This window comes from Actimicrobium sp. CCI2.3, assembly GCF_035019065.1.
Classification (GTDB): domain Bacteria; phylum Pseudomonadota; class Gammaproteobacteria; order Burkholderiales; family Burkholderiaceae_D; genus Actimicrobium.
The window spans coordinates 1-18,954 of sequence record NZ_JASJWR010000034.1 but is presented as its reverse complement, the minus strand read 5'-3'; the positions used below and the strand labels follow the sequence as shown (position 1 = coordinate 18,954).

At 58.5% G+C, this 18,954-nt stretch carries 14 protein-coding genes; 9 read left to right on the top strand and 5 right to left on the bottom strand.

The genetic code is table 11. The features are described from left to right. The first annotated feature begins 213 nt into the window (after positions 1 to 213). The 3 genes from QN370_RS17115 (at position 214) to QN370_RS17105 (ending at position 5,681) form a co-directional block, all read left to right on the top strand. Positions 214 to 3,333, top strand: a complete 3,120-nt coding sequence (locus QN370_RS17115; RefSeq protein ID WP_322127006.1) for an error-prone DNA polymerase — start codon at positions 214 to 216, stop codon at positions 3,331 to 3,333. Positions 3,334 to 3,490: 157 nt separating this feature from the next. Further along, on the top strand, positions 3,491 to 4,327 hold the full coding sequence (locus tag QN370_RS17110; RefSeq protein ID WP_322127005.1) for a creatininase family protein: 837 nt from the start codon (positions 3,491 to 3,493) through the stop codon (positions 4,325 to 4,327). A 46-nt stretch (positions 4,328 to 4,373) separates the two neighbouring features. Then, complete coding sequence (locus QN370_RS17105; RefSeq protein WP_416347710.1) at positions 4,374 to 5,681, top strand: YncE family protein; 1,308 nt, start codon at positions 4,374 to 4,376, stop codon at positions 5,679 to 5,681. A gap of 1,012 nt (positions 5,682 to 6,693) precedes the next feature. Here the strand turns inward: QN370_RS17105 and QN370_RS17100 are convergent. From QN370_RS17100 to QN370_RS17080, 5 genes are all read right to left on the bottom strand, one after another. Further along, entirely contained in the window at positions 6,694 to 7,698 is a 1,005-nt protein-coding gene (locus QN370_RS17100) for a S49 family peptidase (protein WP_416172120.1), read from the bottom strand. A gap of 25 nt (positions 7,699 to 7,723) precedes the next feature. Then, positions 7,724 to 8,098, bottom strand: coding sequence for a Rieske (2Fe-2S) protein (locus QN370_RS17095; RefSeq protein ID WP_322127004.1), 375 nt, complete (start codon positions 8,096 to 8,098; stop codon positions 7,724 to 7,726). Continuing rightward, positions 8,091 to 8,750 (bottom strand): HAD-IIIA family hydrolase, encoded by a 660-nt coding sequence (locus QN370_RS17090; RefSeq protein ID WP_322127244.1) that lies wholly within the window; start codon positions 8,748 to 8,750, stop codon positions 8,091 to 8,093. Before QN370_RS17090 ends, QN370_RS17095 begins: the two co-directional genes overlap by 8 nt. A gap of 43 nt (positions 8,751 to 8,793) precedes the next feature. Next, positions 8,794 to 9,822: an RluA family pseudouridine synthase gene (locus QN370_RS17085; protein WP_322127003.1), complete on the bottom strand. Its 1,029-nt coding sequence runs from the start codon at positions 9,820 to 9,822 to the stop codon at positions 8,794 to 8,796. 143 nt (positions 9,823 to 9,965) lie between these two features. Beyond that, entirely contained in the window at positions 9,966 to 10,265 is a 300-nt protein-coding gene (locus tag QN370_RS17080) for a hypothetical protein (protein ID WP_322127002.1), read from the bottom strand. Positions 10,266 to 10,383: 118 nt separating this feature from the next. Between QN370_RS17080 and QN370_RS17075 the strand changes: the two genes are divergently transcribed. The 6 genes from QN370_RS17075 (at position 10,384) to QN370_RS17050 (ending at position 18,852) form a co-directional block, all read left to right on the top strand. Beyond that, complete coding sequence (locus QN370_RS17075) at positions 10,384 to 13,662, top strand: Rne/Rng family ribonuclease (protein ID WP_323581756.1); 3,279 nt, start codon at positions 10,384 to 10,386, stop codon at positions 13,660 to 13,662. A gap of 130 nt (positions 13,663 to 13,792) precedes the next feature. Continuing rightward, on the top strand, positions 13,793 to 15,142 hold the full coding sequence (gene chrA, locus QN370_RS17070; protein WP_322127000.1) for a chromate efflux transporter: 1,350 nt from the start codon (positions 13,793 to 13,795) through the stop codon (positions 15,140 to 15,142). A 28-nt stretch (positions 15,143 to 15,170) separates the two neighbouring features. Then, positions 15,171 to 16,286: a GTP 3',8-cyclase MoaA gene (gene moaA, locus QN370_RS17065; RefSeq protein ID WP_322126999.1), complete on the top strand. Its 1,116-nt coding sequence runs from the start codon at positions 15,171 to 15,173 to the stop codon at positions 16,284 to 16,286. 7 nt (positions 16,287 to 16,293) lie between these two features. Further along, the gene (gene mobA / locus QN370_RS17060; RefSeq protein WP_322126998.1) at positions 16,294 to 16,878 is read left to right on the top strand and encodes a molybdenum cofactor guanylyltransferase MobA; all 585 of its coding nucleotides are present in this window, start codon (positions 16,294 to 16,296) and stop codon (positions 16,876 to 16,878) included. A 5-nt stretch (positions 16,879 to 16,883) separates the two neighbouring features. After that, entirely contained in the window at positions 16,884 to 18,188 is a 1,305-nt protein-coding gene (glp, locus tag QN370_RS17055) for a gephyrin-like molybdotransferase Glp (protein ID WP_322126997.1), read from the top strand. Between the two features lie 16 nt (positions 18,189 to 18,204). Beyond that, a complete protein-coding gene (locus QN370_RS17050) occupies positions 18,205 to 18,852 on the top strand; it encodes a DsbA family oxidoreductase (RefSeq protein ID WP_322126996.1) in 648 nt (215 codons plus the stop codon). Positions 18,853 to 18,954 lie beyond the last annotated feature (102 nt).

Here is an 18,954-nt window from a genome sequence, read left to right as displayed (position 1 = left end):
CGCTGCATCGCCTGCCATACTTTTAGTGCCACTTAAGTAACCAACTATATCTGCGCAGAATACCGTGAAGCAAGAAAATAATTGACCTCCGGAAAACTTTTTTATTGCCTCATTAAAATCAGATATCAGTGACCCACCCGAGACGCACCAGCGACCCCCTGCGGAGACCAGTCAATTTTTCAGAACTGTTTTTATATACAGTATTATTAGCCAATGCCCCAACAACTCCCTCCTTATGTTGAACTCCACTGCCTGTCGAACTACACGTTCCTGCGTGGTGCCTCGCACCCCGAAGAATTGATCGAACGGGCCGCCGGCCTTGGTTATGCGGCACTGGCTATCACCGACGAGTGCTCGCTCGCCGGTGTCGTACGCGCCCACATCGAAGCCAAAAAACACGGCCTGGCATTGCTGATCGGCACCGAAGTCAAGCTGCGCTGCGGTATGACACTGCTGCTACTGGCAACCAACCGCCAGGGCTACGGCAATCTGTCGCAGCTGATCACGAATGGCCGGCGACGCGCCGACAAGGGCAGCTACCAGTTGGCCATCGAGGATTTTGCAACGCCAGAACTGGCCGGCCTGCCAGATTGCCTGGCGATCCTGTTACCCGAACGCGCACATGACGATGCACAACGGCTGCAACAAGCGCAGTGGCTTGCGCGTGTTTTCGCTTCGCGCGCGTGGATCGCGGTCGAACTACTGCACCGCATTGATGACGATGTCTGGTTGCAACAGTTGTCCGCGCTGTCACAGCAAACCGGTTTGCCGCTGGTCGCCAGCGGTGATGTCCACATGCATGTGCGCTCGCGCAAACCGCTGCAGGATACGGTCACTGCAATCCGGCTCGGCAAGCCGATTGCCGAATGCGGACTGGCATTGCAAGCCAATGCCGAACAGCACTTGCGCTCGCGCTTGCGGCTCGCGCAACTGTATCCGCGCGCGCTGCTGGAACAAACGCTGGTGGTCGCGCAGCGCTGCACGTTTTCACTGGATGAACTGCGCTATGAATATCCGCTGGAAATTGTGCCAGCCGGTGCCACCCTCGACGGCCACCTGCGCAACCTGACCTACGAAGGCGCGGCACGCCGCTTCATCGCCGGCATTCCGGCCAAGGTGCAGGAACAGATCGAACATGAACTGGCGCTGATCCACGACATGGCCTACGAGCCGTATTTTTTGACCGTGCACGACATCGTGCGCTTTGCCCGCAGCCAGGACATCCTGTGCCAGGGCCGCGGTTCGGCGGCCAATTCGGTGGTCTGCTATTGCCTCGGGATTACCGAGGTCGATCCGGAACGCATGTCGATGCTGTTCGAGCGCTTCATCTCGAAAGAGCGTAACGAGCCACCCGATATCGATGTCGATTTCGAGCATCAGCGACGTGAAGAAGTGATCCAGTACATCTATCGCAAATACGGTCGTCATCGCGCTGCGCTGACCGGTGTGCACATTACTTACCGGCCGCGCTCGGCACTCAAGGATGTCGGCAAGGCGCTGGGCATCGACTTCGACCAGATCAACCGCTTGTCGCACTCGCATCAATGGTGGGAAGACGGCCAGGTCAGCGACGAGCGCCTGCGCGAAACCGGCTTCGATCCCGACGCCTCGCTGGTGCACAAACTGCTGGAGCTGACCCGCACGCTGGTCGGTTTTCCACGCCACCTGTCGCAGCATCCGGGCGGCTTTGTCATCGCGCGCGACAATCTGGCCAGGTTGGTGCCGATCGAAAATGCCGCGATGCCAGATCGCAGCATGATCGAATGGGACAAGAATGACCTCGATGCACTTGGCATCCTCAAGATCGATGTGCTGGCGCTGGGCATGTTGTCGGCGATCCGGCGTGCGCTCGACCTGATCGGCCTGCGTCGTGGCGATGTCTTCACGATGCAGGATGTGCCTGCCGAAGACCCGGCTACCTACGACATGATCTGCGCCGCCGATACCGTCGGCGTGTTCCAGATCGAGTCGCGCGCGCAAATGTCAATGTTGCCGCGCCTGCGCCCCGAGAAGTTTTACCACCTCGTGATCGAAGTCGCGATCGTGCGGCCGGGGCCGATACAGGGTGGCATGGTGCATCCGTACCTGCGTCGCCGGCAGGGACTGGAACAAGTAACCTATGCCAATGCCGACATGAAACTGGCGCTCGAACGCACACTCGGCGTACCAATTTTTCAGGAGCAGGTGATGCAGGTGGTGATGCTGGCGGCCGGCTTTACACCGGGCCAGGCCGATGATTTGCGGCGCTCGATGGCGGCCTGGAAACGCAAGGGCGGGTTGCAGAAATTCCGCGAACCCGTCATCGCCGGCATGCTCGCCCGTGGTTACGAACCTGAATTCGCCGAAGGAATTTTCAGCCAGATCGAAGGCTTCGGCGAATACGGTTTTCCGGAATCGCATGCGGCCAGTTTTGCGCTGCTGGTGTATGTCTCGGCCTGGATCAAGCGGCATGAACCGGCAGCTTTTCTGGCAGCGCTGCTGAACTCGCAACCGATGGGTTTTTACGGACCCTCACAACTGGTGCAGGATGCCCGCCGTCACGGCGTGCGCGTATTACCGATCGACGTCATGATCAGCGAGGTGGACTGCACGCTGGAAGAACACACCGACCAATTGAACGCGGCGCAGCCCGATGTCCGGCTCGGTCTGTGCCTGGTGCGCGGGCTCTCCAGCCAGGCAGCGCAACGCGTGATTGAAGTACGTGCCATGCGGGCGTTCGATAGCGTCGACGACATGGCACGGCGCGCCGAACTGGACCAGCACGACCTCAAGGCACTGGCCGCCGCCAATGCCTTGTTCGCGCTGGCCGGACATCGTCGTCAGGCTAACTGGGAAGTCGCTGCCCTGCTCCCGGTGACGGCGCTGCTGCGTCATGCACCGATCACTGAAATCGCGCTGGCATTGCCTGCCGCTAGCGAAGGTCATGACATCGTCGCCGATTATCACAGCACGGGTCTGACACTGAACCGCCATCCGCTGGCGCTACTGCGGGCGCGACTGCGCCAGATGCACTTGTCGACCGCACTCGAACTGAAGGGCTATGGCAACGGCAAGCTGGTGCGAACCAGTGGCCTTGTCACGATGCGACAACGACCCGGCACCGCCAAAGGCACGATGTTCATCACGCTCGAAGATGAAACCGGCGTCATCAACGTCATCCTCTGGAAGAACGTGCAGGAGCAGGATCGTCTCGCCATCCTGCAAGCGAGTCTGATGACGGTGTATGGCGTCTGGCAATGTGTTGGCGAAGTGCGGCATCTGATCGCCAAAAAAGTGCTCGATCATTCTGCGTTGCTGGGTCAACTGCACATTGAAAGCCGTAATTTTCATTAGCTGGCTCCGAATAATTGAGGATTCCTGCCTGATGAAACTAGTTGAACACCTCGCCTCCTGCCCCGTGATCGCATAAGATTGTTCCGTGCCGCTCGCGCTAAAGCTCATCCACATTACAAAGTGACATGTCGTGAAGAATAAATTGACTGACAGAAGTATGCAAAAACGCATCTTGAACGGCGTCTGCGGTCTGGCATATCTGCTTGCCATCGCCATTCCATCGCTGGCGATATCGGCGACGCCGGGTAATAACAGCGTCCAGCTGGAAGAGCTCACCAGCACCGAATTGCGCAGTCGTATCGAACATGGCGCGACCACTATCCTGATCCCCATCGGCGGCGTGGAGCAGAGTGGTCCGTTCATCGCACTCGGCAAGCACAACATGCGGGTCGGAGTCATCGCCACGATGATCGCGCAACAACTCGGCAATACGCTGGTCGCGCCGGTGGTGTCCTACGTGCCGGAAGGCGCGGTCAATCCACCGACCGGCCACATGCGATTGAGCGGCACGATTTCGATCCCGCCAGCGGCCTTCGAAGCGGTTCTCGAAGGAGCTGCGGCGAGTTTACGGCAGCATGGCTTTCGCGACATGATCTTCATCGGCGACCATGGCGGCTATCAGCAAAACGAGGTTCGCGTGGCGCAAAAACTTAACCGCGCCTGGGGTAAGGATGACTCTGCCCGCGTCCATGCGCTGCTCGATTACTACGATATTACTCAGACCGCGTTTATCGATGACCTGAAAAAACGCGGATTCAGTAGCGCCGAGATTGGTCTGCACGCAGGCCTGGCCGATGCGGCCCTGATGCTCGCTACGGTGCCATCGATGGTGCGCGTTGACGCCATGACGCATGCGCCGAAACCTGGTGTCAGCGATGGCGTGCGCGGCGACGCCACGCGCGCCACTGCCGAACTGGGTCGACTGGGCGTTCAGCGCCAGATTGATACCTCGGTAAATGCCATTAAAATAATCCTCCAGGAACGTCATCGCTAAGCAACTCGCCACCCAGGCGAATCATTAGACAAAATGAATGGAACCAATGAAATCCACATTAACCACTCGCACCGTAACGCCACTTGGCCGCCGTACTCGACGCATCGCCCTCATCGGCGTGAGCCTGCTCACGTTGTCGGCTGTCGATCTGTTTGGCAACCTCACTAGCGCCAGGGAAGTGAGCGCCTCCCGCCCCCCGGAAGCCACCGCTACGTATTCGCCGTTGCCTGGCATGCCACCATTGAGTGACCCAAAGAACGTCTATGGCGACATTGGGTCTGGCAACATGAGCGCAGTCGTCAAGAACCAGTTGGCGCGTGTCTATGTCCCCAACCTGCGGTCGAACGATGTCTACGTGATCGATCCGGAGACGCTCAAAGTCGTCGACAAGTTCAAGGTCGGCATCGGCCCGCAACACGTCGTGCCCGCTTATGACTTGCAGACACTCTGGGTCGCCAACAATGCCGAGCGGACCAATCTGGGCAGCTTGACGCCGATCGACCCGATGACTGGCAAGCCGGGCAAGTCCGTGCCGGTGGACGATCCCTACAACATGTATTTCACACCCGACGGAAAGTCTGCCATCGTCGTCGCCGAAGCGATGCACCGTCTCGACTTCCGCGATCCAAAGACAATGACGGTGCAGTACTCGATCGACACGCCGTCCTGTGGCGGCATCAATCACGCCGACTTTTCCAGTGACGGTCGCTACGCGGTCTTCACCTGCGAATTCGATGGGACGATCGCCAAAATTGATCTGGTTGGGCGCAAAGTGGCAGGCTACCTGAAGCTCAAGATGCCGTCCGCGCGCTTCGCCGAGGCCGCGTCGGCGGGTGGTCCGGCAACTGAAATCTGCACCAGCAGCAAAGGTATGCCACAAGACATCCGCATCTCGCCGGATGGCAGCAAGCTCTACATTGCCGACATGGAAGCTGATGGATTGCATGTCGTCGACATCGCCGCGTTCAAGGAAGTCGGGTTCATTCCAACAGGCGTCGGCACGCACGGAATCTATCCTAGCCGTGACGGCAAGCACCTGTATGTGGCCAACCGCGGCACTCACCGTATCCACGGCAAACGTAAAGGCAAGGGCAGCGTCAGCGTCGTTGACTTCGCCACCGACAAAGTGGTCGCCAACTGGCCCGTGCCCGGTGGCGGCAGTCCCGACATGGGCAATGTCAGCGCCGACGGAAAATATCTTTGGCTGTCAGGCCGGTTCGATGATGTGGTGTATCGATTTACCACTGCCAACGGCAACGTGGACCAGGTCAAGGTCGGACAGGAACCGCATGGCCTGACCGTGTGGCCACAACCGGGCCGGTATTCGCTGGGTCACACCGGCAATTTGCGTTGAGGAAGGCGTAGCAGACACACCATCCTGTGCCACCGTGATGAGGTGAGAATGCCATGAACTCACATGGTTCCGTTGATTCAGCCCATCAACGGAATGGTTCCTTGGAACTAACGGCGTCTTCTTTGCTACTGAAGTTCATGCAAACTGAGACTTCGGGGTGTGTCATGGGTCAAATTTTTTCTAGAAGCATTCGCAGTGCTCAACCGAACGTGGCGGCCCAACAACTACCGGCTCCGCCACAACCGACTCCCAGTGGCCCTGTTGCTGCCGACATGGCTACCCAGAAGCAACAACGGGCCAATATGACAAAGGATGCTTTACCGCCCATTCCAGAGAAATCTTCGGTTAATCGCAAAAGTTCTGGCGCATCACTCAATTCCACGGGTCCAGTTGCTACATCGCATGGAAACAGGATTCGGAAGCAAATGCTGCAAGGTGTTAGAAATGGTGTTCAAAATTTGTCCTTGAATGCCAGCACGACGGTCAGTGTAGGCTTGGATGCACTCACGCCGACCGGTAACAACGACGTTCAACCGACACCGGTAGCACCTATTGCCCGAATAAAACAGCGGCAATTGCCAAGCGATGGATCAATTGCGCCAGGTGCCTACAGCAAGGCACCGGGTAGGCCACCCCGTCGACGGGATACCCCGGATTACGCGGCGCTGTATGCCAACAGATTATCGACTACCCGGCAGTCTCCGACTTTGTCCAATCCAGGTGCAAATGAGTCAGCGGATGAATCGCAACATTTGGCCGCGGTATATGACTCAGCTCTTCCCACAGCGGTCCCGGTCAAGCCGGGGCACGATGACAGTTCAAACCCGTACGATGTTCAAACGGCGATCCTGTGGCCCCATGAAAGATCCGTGTCAAGTGACGACAGCTCCGTGTCAAGCGACGACAGCTCCGTATCAAGCGACGACAGCTCCGTGTCAAGCGACGACAGATCGGTCTCAAGCACATGGTTTAACCGACGGCCAAGCTAGTCGCCACGTGGCGACTTTTCAACTTAATGGATTTGTGAAGAAGCGCCGGAAACGAGCGATTTCATTGCCCCTGCACCCATTGCAGCGCCAAATTTCTTCAGAACACGTTCCGGCAAACCTTCATGCTGCGTGTAATCAACGACATCTTCGGCCTTGAATTGCTCCCGTGCGATGCTGTCCACGGTACCGAAACCGTCAGCCAATCCGAGCTCGACGGCTTTGGAACCCGTCCAGAACAATCCGGAAAAAGTTTCCGGCGTTTCCTTGAGTCGCTTGCCACGACCCTTGCGCACGACGTCAATGAACTGCTGATGGATTTCATCGAGCATTTCCTGAGCGAACGCCTTCTGCTTTTCGCTTTGCGGACTGAACGGATCCATGAATCCTTTGTTCACACCCGCAGTTTGCAGACGCCGCTCGACACCCACTTTATCCATCAACCCGGTGAAGCCGAAGCCATCCATCAGCACCCCAATGGAACCGACAATGCTCGCCTTGTTGACAAAGATCTTGTCCGCAGCCACGGCGATGTAATAGCCGCCCGATGCACACATTTCATCGACCACGACATACAGCGGCTTTTTCGGATACAGCTTGTGCAGGCGCACCATTTCATCATTGATCATGCCGGCCTGCACCGGACTCCCGCCCGGACTGTTGATGCGCAGAATAATGCCGACCGCCGCTGTATCGGCATACGCCTTGTTCAAGGCTGGAATAACCGATTCGGCCGACCCGCTGCCGCCACCGGACTCAATCGTGCCGTCAATATCAATGAGCGCCGTGTGCGTGGTCAGGACCTCTGCGTCGGTCTTGCCGAAACTGACAAAAGCCCATATCCCGAACACGACTGCTGCCAGGGTAGCCAGTCTGAAGAAAATACCCCAGCGACGGCGGGCACGCTGTTCGCGCAAGGCTTCGTAGGCCAGCTTTTCAATGACATCGCGCTCCCAGCCGTCTTTCATTGGTTTGCCATCGGGCTTCACCGGAGCGGCCGGTTGCTCGGAACTGAAATCATCATTGTTCATCGTTACTTTTCCTATCGTTCAAAACTCAGGCTTTGCCTGGTGTTACATAGTTATCAGGGCACCAGGCTATTTGGCCATGTATCTCGGTGACCGCTATCGGACGAAGCTTGCCACCACGACATGGCCCTCCTGCACAACGGCCGCTTTCCGGCGCGTAGATGGCACCATGCGTCGCACACATCAAGTACAAGCCACTGGATTCAAAGAACTCGCCTTCTGCCCAATCCAGTTCGATCGGCACATGTGCGCAGCGATTAAGGTAGCCATACACCGCCCCCCTGAAACGCACTACAAATCCGGTCGCATCCGCACCACCTGCTGTCACGGTGAAGCGCACGCCCTTGCCACCTTCGATGAGCGCAGTCGAGTCGCAGATCGGAATGGGTGACAGGTCAGGCATGCGCGGACAACCAGGTATGCAATTCGCGGACGGAATTGGCAGCGAACAATGGATTGAGCACGGCCAGTTCCTGTGCAGAATGCGCACCGTAGTGAACCGCCACACCCGCTGCTCCGGCATTCAATGCCATCTGCAAATCGTGCGTGGTATCGCCAATCATCAATGTGCGCTTCATATCCTGACCGAGTTCGCGGGTCAGTTCCTGCAGCATCGCGGGATTTGGCTTGGAAAAGGTCTCGTCCGCGCAGCGCGTCGCGTCAAATAGCGACAGCAACTTGGCGGCATTGAGTGCGCGATTGAGACCGACACGACTTTTCCCGGTTGCGACAGCAAGAAAATATCCCGCTTGAGACAAGTCCGATAACATTTCACGAACGCCATCGAACAGGGTCAGGTCATTGCCCGTCGCCAGATAGTGATGGCGATAGCGCTCTACCATTTTCGGATAATACTTGGGGTCCAGATCGGGCAAGGCCGCTTCCATTGCATCCTGCAAGCCCAGTCCGATCACGTACGACGCGGCGCGCTTGTCGGGAATGGGCAAGCCCAAATCGCGGGCGGAATCCTGAATGCACTTGACGATGGTCGCCGTGCTATCCATCAGCGTACCGTCCCAATCGAACACGATCAGATCAAATTGTTTTCGCGCCATGATGCCCGGTGGCGCTGCCACCGGCTCCTTCAAATTAAGGTGGTTACTTGACCGCAGGCGTACCGGCAACCGGTGCTTCTGTCAGGCTAGCCAGAAACTTCAGGCACTCTGGCGTCAACGGCGCGTTCAACGTCAATGGCCTGCCGGTATCAGGATGCACGAAGGTAATCTGATGCGCATGCAGGAACATCCTTTTCAACGCTACCCGCTTGCCATCCGCTTTTTGCAGCATCCGGTTCAATGCAAAATCGCCGTACTTGTCGTCACCGGCGATCGGGAATCCACTGGAAGCAGCATGAACCCGGATCTGATGCGTCCTGCCCGTTTTCAGCTCTGCTTCCAGAAACGCGAACTGCTCGTATTTTCGCAGCAATGTGAAAACCGTGTGCGATGCCAGGCCATCAGCCTGCACCCGCACTCGCCGCTCGCCATCCGGAGCATTGAATTTATGCAATGCCAGTTTGACGTGCTGCCGGGCATTTTGCCAATCACCTTGTACTAGCAGCAAATAGCGCTTGTCGATTTCGCCATCGCGAATCTGGGCATGCAAGTTAGTCAGTGCCGAACGCTTTTTCGCCAGAATCAAGATGCCCGACGTATCACGGTCGAGACGATGCACCAGTTCCAGAAATTTGGCATCGGGCCGCGCAGCGCGCAATTGCTCGATCACGCCGTAACTGACACCCGACCCGCCATGCACGGCAACGCCCGCAGGCTTGTTGATGATCAGCAAATGATTATCTTCAAACAGCGTGGCAAATTCAGTGCCTGGCGCAGTGGATTCTTTTTTTTCAGCAACGCGTACCGGCGGCACGCGCACGATATCGCCTTCGGTCAACCGGTAGGTCTGGTCGATACGCCCCTTGTTGACGCGCACTTCGCCTGAGCGAAGCACCCGGTAAATATGGCTTTTGGGAACGCCCTTGCAGATACGTAAAAGGAAATTATCGATCCGCTGGCCAGACTCTTCATCGGAAATCGTGATGAGTTGAACTTGGGGAGAATCTTGCAGCGACCGGGAGGGTGAGAGCGTTTCAGCTTCTTTCCCAGAAAATCTCTCTAAGTCCTTCATTTTGAATATATACTTGTTTCGCAGTAGTTACAAAACAGCTGCTGGTGTGAGAAAGAAGTTCATTCTACACAGGGGCGTCTCCATCGGCCTCGCCAATTTGCAAATACGATGGAAAAGATGTGTATGCAACATTCTTGCGCGAGTCAAGGTCGCACCGTTGATGTCATCGGACAGCGCGCAAGAAAGTTGATCAGAGAAGTCGGAATGTTCGGATAAATTTCGCCAGCTTGCCAGCTCAAAGGCAAGCTGGCGAATTGATGAAATTGCACCTTGTTTACCGATTCTGCTGAACCCGGAAGTTTGTATAGCTTATCCAGTTCGCCCTGCCGCCGATGATGCGCTCGATACCCGAAGCGCCCGACGTATGGTGGCATGTAGCCGGTAATCAGGCCTGTTTCATCTGCGCCCCGCAGCGGCCCAACCGGTCTGCCGGTTTGACGCATGCCAAGGCAGTTCCCTCCCGCATTCTCCGGTCTCGCGTACATCCCTGTACTTTTGCCGCCATACTAAAAACAAGGCGGCACTGAAGACGACCATTGAGTCGTCACGGAGCAAAATAAAATGAAACGCATGTTATTCAATGCGACGCAGCAAGAAGAATTGCGCGTCGCAATCGTTGATGGTCAGAAACTGATCGACATCGATATCGAAACCACTGGCCGCGAACAGCGCAAATCCAATATCTACAAAGGGGTCATTACCCGCATCGAACCGTCGCTCGAAGCCTGCTTCGTCAGCTACGGCGAAGAACGCCACGGCTTTCTGCCATTCAAGGAAGTCGCCCGCACCTACTTCAAGGAAGGCGTTGATGTCCGCGCCACCTCGATCAAGGAAGCGCTGCGCGAAGGCCAGGAAATCATGGTCCAGGTCGAAAAAGAAGAACGCGGCAACAAGGGTGCAGCCCTGACTTCGTTCGTCTCGCTGGCCGGACGCTACCTGGTCCTGATGCCGAACAATCCGCGCGGCGGCGGCGTGTCCCGCCGGGTCGAAGGCGAAGATCGCCAGGAACTGCGCGAAACCATGGACAAGCTCGACCTGCCAGCCGGCATGTCAGTCATTGCCCGCACCGCCGGCATCGGCCGCAATGTCGATGAACTGCAGTGGGACTTGAATTACCTGATGCAACTCTGGCGTGCCATCGAAGGCGCCGGCCAATCATCGACAGGCGCGTTCCTGATTTATCAGGAATCCTCGCTCGTGATCCGCGCCATCCGCGATTACTTCCAGCCCGACATCGGCGAAATCCTGATCGATACCGACGACATCTACGAACAAGCCCAGCAGTTCATGAGCCATGTAATGCCGGACATGGTCCATCGGGTCAAGCGTTACCGCGACGATGTGCCGCTGTTCTCGCGCTTCCAGATCGAACACCAGATTGAAACCGCGTACTCGCGCACCGTGCCGTTGCCATCCGGCGGCGCGATCGTCATCGATCACACTGAGGCATTGGTTTCGGTCGACGTCAACTCGGCCCGCGCCACCCGCGGTAGCGATATCGAAACCACCGCGTTTAACACCAACTGCGAAGCCGCTGAAGAAGTCGCCCGCCAGTTACGCCTGCGTGACCTCGGTGGCCTGATCGTCATCGACTTCATCGACATGGAAAACGCCAAGAACCAGCGCGAAGTCGAAACCCGTCTCAAAGATGCACTGCACTTTGACCGTGCCCGCGTTCAGATGGGCAAGATCTCGCGTTTCGGCCTGATGGAACTGTCGCGCCAGCGTCTGCGTCCTTCGTTGTCCGAAGGCAGCCATGTCACTTGCCCGCGCTGTAATGGCACCGGTCACATCCGCGATACCGAATCGTCCGCACTGCAAGTCCTGCGCATCATCCAGGAAGAGGCAATGAAGGAAAATTCAGCCGCGATCCATATCCAGACTCCGGTCGATGTGGCGGCGTTCCTGCTCAATGAAAAGCGCGGCGAGATCCTGAAAATCGAAACCCGCCATCGGGTCTCGATCATCATGATCCCGAACAAGCACCTCGAAACCCCGCACTACAAACTCGAGCGCATCAAGCATGACGATGCCCGCCTCGAAGAAGTCCAGGCCAGCTACGCGATGGTGGAAGAAGCCGAGACCGACATCAGTTACGGCAAGCGCCAGAAAGAAGAAGCCAAGCCGCGTCAGGAAGCCGTCGTCAAGAGCATCACGCCAGACCAGCCAGCACCGATCGTCGAACGCAAGATCGTGGAAGCTGTCAAACCGACCGCTGCGGCCGCTGCCGCGCCAGTTGCCGAAGAGGGATTTTTGGCCAAACTGATTGGTTTCTTCTTCAAGAAACCTGCAGAACCTGTTGTTGTCGCGCCGGTAGTGACTGCCAAGGCAGAAGAAAAAACCGACCGTAATGACAAAAACGGACGCAATACCCGTGGTCGCAGTCGCGGCGGCCGGGGCGGTCGTGACCGGGATGAATCCGGACGCGAAGACGGCGCAAAAACAGCACCGGCCGTCGCTGCCCAAGCTGAAGCGACCGCACCGCCGGCCCGCACGCCACGTCCGCCGCGTGAACCACGCGAGCCGCGTGAAGTGCGTGAACCGCGTGAAGTGCGCGAGCCACGTGACAGTGCCGAACCGCGTCGGGAACGCACGCCACGGCCACCGCGTGAAGATCGCAAGGAAGTCGTTGCCGAAACCCGTAGCGACGAATCGTTGTTACCAGTGGCAGCAGGAACCGGCATTGCCACTGCTGTCTCGGCGGCGGCTGTCCAGATAATCGGGAATGCGACTGCGCAGGATAGCGAAGAGTCACCCGATGTCACCACAGTCGATGCGGAAACAGGTGAGCAACTGGAAGAAAAACGCCGGCGTCGGCGCCGTGGTGGTCGCAACCGTAACCGTCGCGATCGTGAAGGTGGTGAAGTTGTCGAAGGAAGCAGTGAAGGTGAAGACGCTGATGATGCTTCTTCAACCGGCAATGACCAGTCCGAGCAAGTGTTCGTGCCGGTCGCATCCAACGCCATTGCCGCAGCCGCAGCCGAGGCAGCAATAGCCCGAGCCGACCTGCTGGCAACCGATAACGATGTGACTTATCCCGCATCCGCATTGAGCGCCGCGATGCCAGCACCACTGGTACCGCAAGAAGTGATCCGGTCGGAAGAACGCGTTGTGGCTGTCGCTGAAACAATGGCTGCACCGGTGGTCGTTGCCGAGCCTGTCGTTGCTGTCGTTGCTGTCGTCGAAACAGTGCCGGTCGTCGAGCCTGTCGTCGCCGTTGTTGAAACCGTTCAGGTGGTTGTCGAGCCAGTGGTCGCCGTCGTCGAAACAGTTCCGGTGGTTGTCGAGCCAGTTGCTGCCGTCGTCGAAACAACGCCTGTCGTCGTCGAGCCTGTCGCCGTCGTCGTTGAAACCGTTCCGGTAATAATCGAGCCACTTGCTGAAGTCGAAACAACCCCGGTCATCATCGAGCCTGTCGCTGTCGAAACAGCCCCGGTCGTCGTCGAGCCTGTCGCTATCGAAACAGCCCCGGTCGTCATCGAACCTGTCGCCATCGAAACAGCCCCGGTCGTCATCGAGCCTGTCGCTATCGAAACAGCCCCGGTCGTCATCGAGCCTGTCGCTGTCGAAACAGCCCCGGTCGTCATCAAGCCTGTCGCCGTCGCCGTCGAAACAGTCCCGGTTGTTGCAGAGCCTGCCACGACGATTGCCAAAGTAGATGATCTTTCCGATGTTCTCAAATCGGCAGGTCTGGTGCTGGCAGCCACCGACCCGGCCAAGCTGCAGGCAGCACAGGCCGCAGCAGCCAGCATGGCAACGCCGCCACGGGTGCGACGCGAGCGCAAAGTTGCACCAGTGCAGGCTGAAGAGCCGCTGGTACAAATCGAAACGCAACGCTAAGTATCCGGCTTGCCATGCATCCACTGATGCATGGCAAACCGCCGCCACACACCGGAAGGGAGCTCACGCTCCCTTTTTTCATCAGGACGCTATGACCGTCCATTGCCACTGTTGTTGACTGAGCCAAACGATGACCACACCCGATCCGGCCACCACTGCCCCGCCTGCCGACGTCTCCCTGCGCGAGGCGTTCTGGTACTGGCTCAAACTTGGTTTCATCAGCTTCGGCGGACCTGCCGGTCAGATCGCACTGATGCATGCCGATCTGGTTGAGAAACGTCGCTGGATTTCCGAGCGGCGTTTTTTGCATGCGCTCAATTTCTGCATGCTGTTGCCCGGTCCGGAAGCCACCCAACTCGCGGTCTACATTGGCTGGCTGATGCATCGCACCCGTGGCGGCATCATGGCTGGCGCACTGTTCGTGCTGCCCTCCTTGTTCATCCTGATCGCACTCGGCTGGATCTATCTGATTTACGGCAATCAGCCAGTGGTGGCCGGCATTCTTTACGGCATCAAGCCGGCAGTGGTCGCGATCGTCCTGGCTGCCGCATTCCGGATCGGCTCACGGACGTTAAAAAACAACTGGCTGCGCGGCATCGCCGTGCTGGCCTTCGCGGCGATCACCTTGTTGCACTTGCCGTTTCCGTTGATCGTGCTCGTAGCAGGGCTACTGGGCTGGATCGGCGGACGCGTGCGACCGGAACTGTTTCGTGTCGGTGGCAGCCATGCCGCAGCGGCAACGACCTACGGACCGGCACTGATCGACGATGCCACGCCGACGCCGTCGCACGCGCATTTTTCGCCTGCCCGGCTGGCGCTGACTGGCGGTGTTGGCATTGGCCTGGCGATTTTTACATGGGCTGCCATTGCGTTACTTGCCGGTATCGATAGCACGCTCGCCCAGCTTGGCTGGTTCTTCACCAAAGCGGCGATGCTGACTTTTGGCGGCGCCTATGCCGTACTGCCGTATGTCTACCAGGGCGCGGTCGAACACTATCAGTGGCTCACTGCGGTACAGATGATCGATGGACTGGCGCTCGGCGAAACCACACCCGGGCCGTTGATCATGATCGTCGCGTTTGTCGGCTTTGTCGGCGGCTGGACCAAAGAACTATTTGGCGCACAGCACTTGCTGGTAGCTGGCGTCATCGGAGCCTTTGTCGCTACCTGGTTCACCTTTTTGCCGTCGTTCATTTTTATCCTGGCTGGTGGACCACTGGTCGAATCGACCCGCGACAACATCCGGCTCACGGCACCACTGACCGCGATTTCAGCGGCAGTGGTCGGTGTCATCATCAGCCTGGCCGTGTTTTTTGCCGACCATGTTTTTCGCTTGCAAGAAGGACTTGCACGCTGGGACTGGATCGCGATAGCCATCATGCTGGCCGCCTGCATCGCGCTATTGCGGTACAAGGTCGGCCCGATCAAACTACTCATCGCCTGTGCGTTTGCAGGCCTCATGGTATCGTTCTACGCCTGATGAAAATGCACCTGGAAAACCACATCCCATGACAGATAAAGTCATTCCGATCATGGACCTGCGCCAGAAAAACCGGACGCCGGCCATCCCCGCCACCTTGCTCGCCCCGACCGGCCTGCTCACCGACCGCCTGATGCGCCCCCTGCACGACCTGCGCATCTCGGTCACCGACCGCTGCAACTTCCGCTGCGTGTACTGCATGCCCAAGGAATTGTTCGACAAGGATTATCAGTTCCTGCCGCAAACCGACTTGCTGTCGTTTGAAGAAATCACCCGCATGGCGCGAATTTTTATCGATCACGGCATCGAAAAAATCCGGCTGACAGGTGGTGAACCGCTACTGCGCAAACACGTCGAAAAACTGATCGAGATGCTCAGCCGCCTGAAAACCCACAGCGGCCGCGACCTCGATATCACGCTGACCACCAACGGTTCGCTGCTGGCCAAAAAAGCCCAGTCGTTGAAAGATGCCGGTCTCAAGCGCGTCACCGTTTCGCTCGATGCGATCGACGAAACCACTTTCCGGATGATGAACGATGTCGACTTCCCGGTCGCCGACGTGCTGCACGGCATCGATGTTGCGCATGCCGTCGGACTCGGTCCGATCAAGATCAACATGGTCGTCAAGCGCGGCATGAATGACCAGGAAATCCTGCCGATGGCGCGTCAGTTCAAAGGCTCGCCGGCGATCCTGCGCTTCATCGAATACATGGATGTGGGTGCGACCAATGGCTGGAAGATGGATGAAGTCATGCCGTCCGCCGACATCATCGCGCGCATCAGCAGCGAATTTTCATTGCAGCAGATCGACCCGAATTACGTCGGCGAAACCGCTGGCCGCTGGCGCTATGCCGACGGCAGCGGCGAGATCGGTGTCATCTCCAGCGTGACCCAGGCCTTTTGCCAGGATTGCAGCCGCGCCCGCTTGTCGACCGAAGGCAAGCTGTTCACCTGCCTGTTCGCCACCGGCGGCCACGATCTGCGTGCACTGATGCGCGCCGGACACAGCGACGCCGAAATCTCCGCCGCCATCGGCCAGGTCTGGCACAAACGCACCGACCGCTATTCCGAACTGCGCAGCGCCGACACGGTCGGTCTGCCGCGCAGCGCCAACAAAGTTGAAATGTCCTACATCGGAGGCTGATAAAAATATGAACACTACCGGATTAATCCTCGCAGGCGGCCGCGGCACCCGCATGGGCACTGTCGACAAGGGCTTGCAAAATTTTCGTGGCGCACCGATGGCCATGCACGCACTGATGCGTCTGGGCCCGCAGGTCGACGACCTCATGATCAATGCCAACCAGAACCTGGCCGCCTATGAAGCGATCTGCACCGCCGTCTGGCCGGATGAAATGCAAGGCTTCGCCGGACCGCTGGCCGGTATCCAGACTGGCCTGATGCACTGCGAGACCACCTACCTGGTCACCGCCCCGTGCGACTCGCCATTCCTGCCGTCCGATCTGGTCGAGCGCCTGAAAACCGCCTTGATCGAGAACGATGCCGACCTCGCCGTCGCCGTCACTGGCAGCGGCGACCAGCGCCAGTCGCATCCGGTGTTCTGCCTGATGAAAGCTGCACTGTTGCCGCATCTGACCTTGTTCCTGCAACAGGGTGGCCGCAAGGTCGACGCATGGTACGCCTCACTGCCGGTGACCGAAGTGCATTTCGAGGATGAAGCGGCGTTCCGCAATATCAACACGCTTGAAGACCTGCGCCGATTCGAGGCTAGCTGATTGCCATGAACCCACCTGCCCGCTCCCTTGCCGATGTCGTCAGCTGCCTGTCGGACTACGATCCCGATGCCGTTCCGGTCGTCGCCGCTCAGCGCATCATCAGCGACTTCATCACGCCCATCGACTGCATCGAACAACTGGCCCTGCGCAGTGCACTGGGTCGCGTGCTGGCGCGCGACATCATCTCGCCGATCGACGTGCCGTCGCATGACAATTCGGCGATGGATGGCTATGCGCTGCGCAGTGCCGACCTTGGCAATGCCGATGTCACACTGGCCGTTGCCGGTACCGCCTTTGCGGGCCGCGCCCATGTCGGCAGCGTCGGTCCCGGCCAGTGCGTGCGCATCATGACCGGGGCGGTGATGCCACCCGAGTGCGATACCGTAATCCCGCAGGAATTTACCTTGCCTGCAATTCAATCGCAGCCAACCGAATCACACATCATCGTGCCGACCGGTGCGGTGCGCAGCGGGGACAACCGGCGCTTTCGTGGCGAAGACCTGAAGATCGGTCAGGCCGCCTTGCAAAAAGGACGCATCCTGCGTCCGGCTGACCTCGGCTTGCTGGCATCACTTGGCATTGCCGAAGTCCCGGTGCAGCGCCGCTTGCGCGTGGCGTTTTTCTCGACCGGTGACGAATTGCGCTCGATCGGCCAGCCGCTCGATGAAGGCTGCGTCTACGACAGCAACCGCTACACGCTGCACGGCATGCTGATGCGACTGGGTTGCGATCTGATCGACATGGGCGTCGTCAAGGACGACCCGGACTCGCTCGAAACGGCGCTGCGCCATGCGTGTGAAAACGCCGATGCCATCATCACCTCGGGCGGTGTCTCGGTCGGCGCGGCCGATTACACCCGTGACATCATGGCCCGGCTGGGCGAAGTGGCGTTCTGGAAAATCGGCATGCGTCCCGGTCGGCCCATGGCTTTCGGGCAGATCAGCTCGAACGGCCAGAGCGCCTTCCTGTTCGGCCTGCCCGGCAATCCGGTCGCGGTGATGGTGACGTTTTATTTTCTCGCCCGACAGGCGCTGCTGCAGATGATGGGAGCCGATGCCAGCGCACCGCCCCTGATGCGGGCGCGCTCCGCCGACGCCATCCGCAAGAAACCCGGCCGCACTGAATATCAGCGCGGCATCCTCTCCACCGACAGCGACGGCTGCCAGCAAGTTCGCATCACCGGCGCACAGGGCTCCGGCATTCTGCGCTCGATGGTCGAAGCCAATTGCATGGTGGTCCTGCACGACGCCCAAGGATCGGTCGCCGCCGGCGATCTGGTCGACGTCATGCTGTTTGATGGACTGACTTAACTACCAAGGAAACTCCATGGCCAAGCATTTGCAAATTGATTTTGTCTCCGATGTATCGTGCCCCTGGTGCGTCATCGGCCTGATCGCGCTCGAACAAGCCATCGCCCGCGTCGGCGACGACGTCGAAGTGACGATGCAATTCCAGCCGTTTGAACTGAACCCGAACATGCCGCGCGAGGGGCAGGACATCACCGAGCACATCGCCGAGAAATACGGGTCCACACCCGCCCAAAGTGCCGCCAACCGCGAGATGATCCGTGCACGCGGCGAAGAACTCGGCTTCACCTTCGGCATGGCGCCGAAGAGCCGCATCTACAACACCTTCGATGCGCATCGCCTGTTGCACTGGTCGGAAGAAGAAGGCCGCCAGGTCGCGCTCAAGCATGCCTTGTTCGACGCGTATTTCACCGAAGGCCGCGATCCGAGTTCGCATGAAGTGCTCGTCGACGTCGCCGGTAAAGCCGGCCTCGACCGCGACCGCGCCGCGAAAGTGCTTGCCACCGACGAATTCGCCGATCAGGTAAGAGCGCGCGAAAAGTTCTTTGTCCGGCAAGGCATCAACTCGGTACCTGCCGTGATCATCAACGAGCGCCACCTGATTGCCGGTGGCCAGCCAGTCGACGTCTTCGAGCAGGCCTTGCGTCAGATCATCGCCGAGGACTGATTCGCAGATGCGGTGCAATGCCCTGCGGTTATTGCACCCTACGATTGAGCGGGAGTCGTGGGGGTTGATGTTGATGTTGATGTTGATGTTGATGTTGATGTT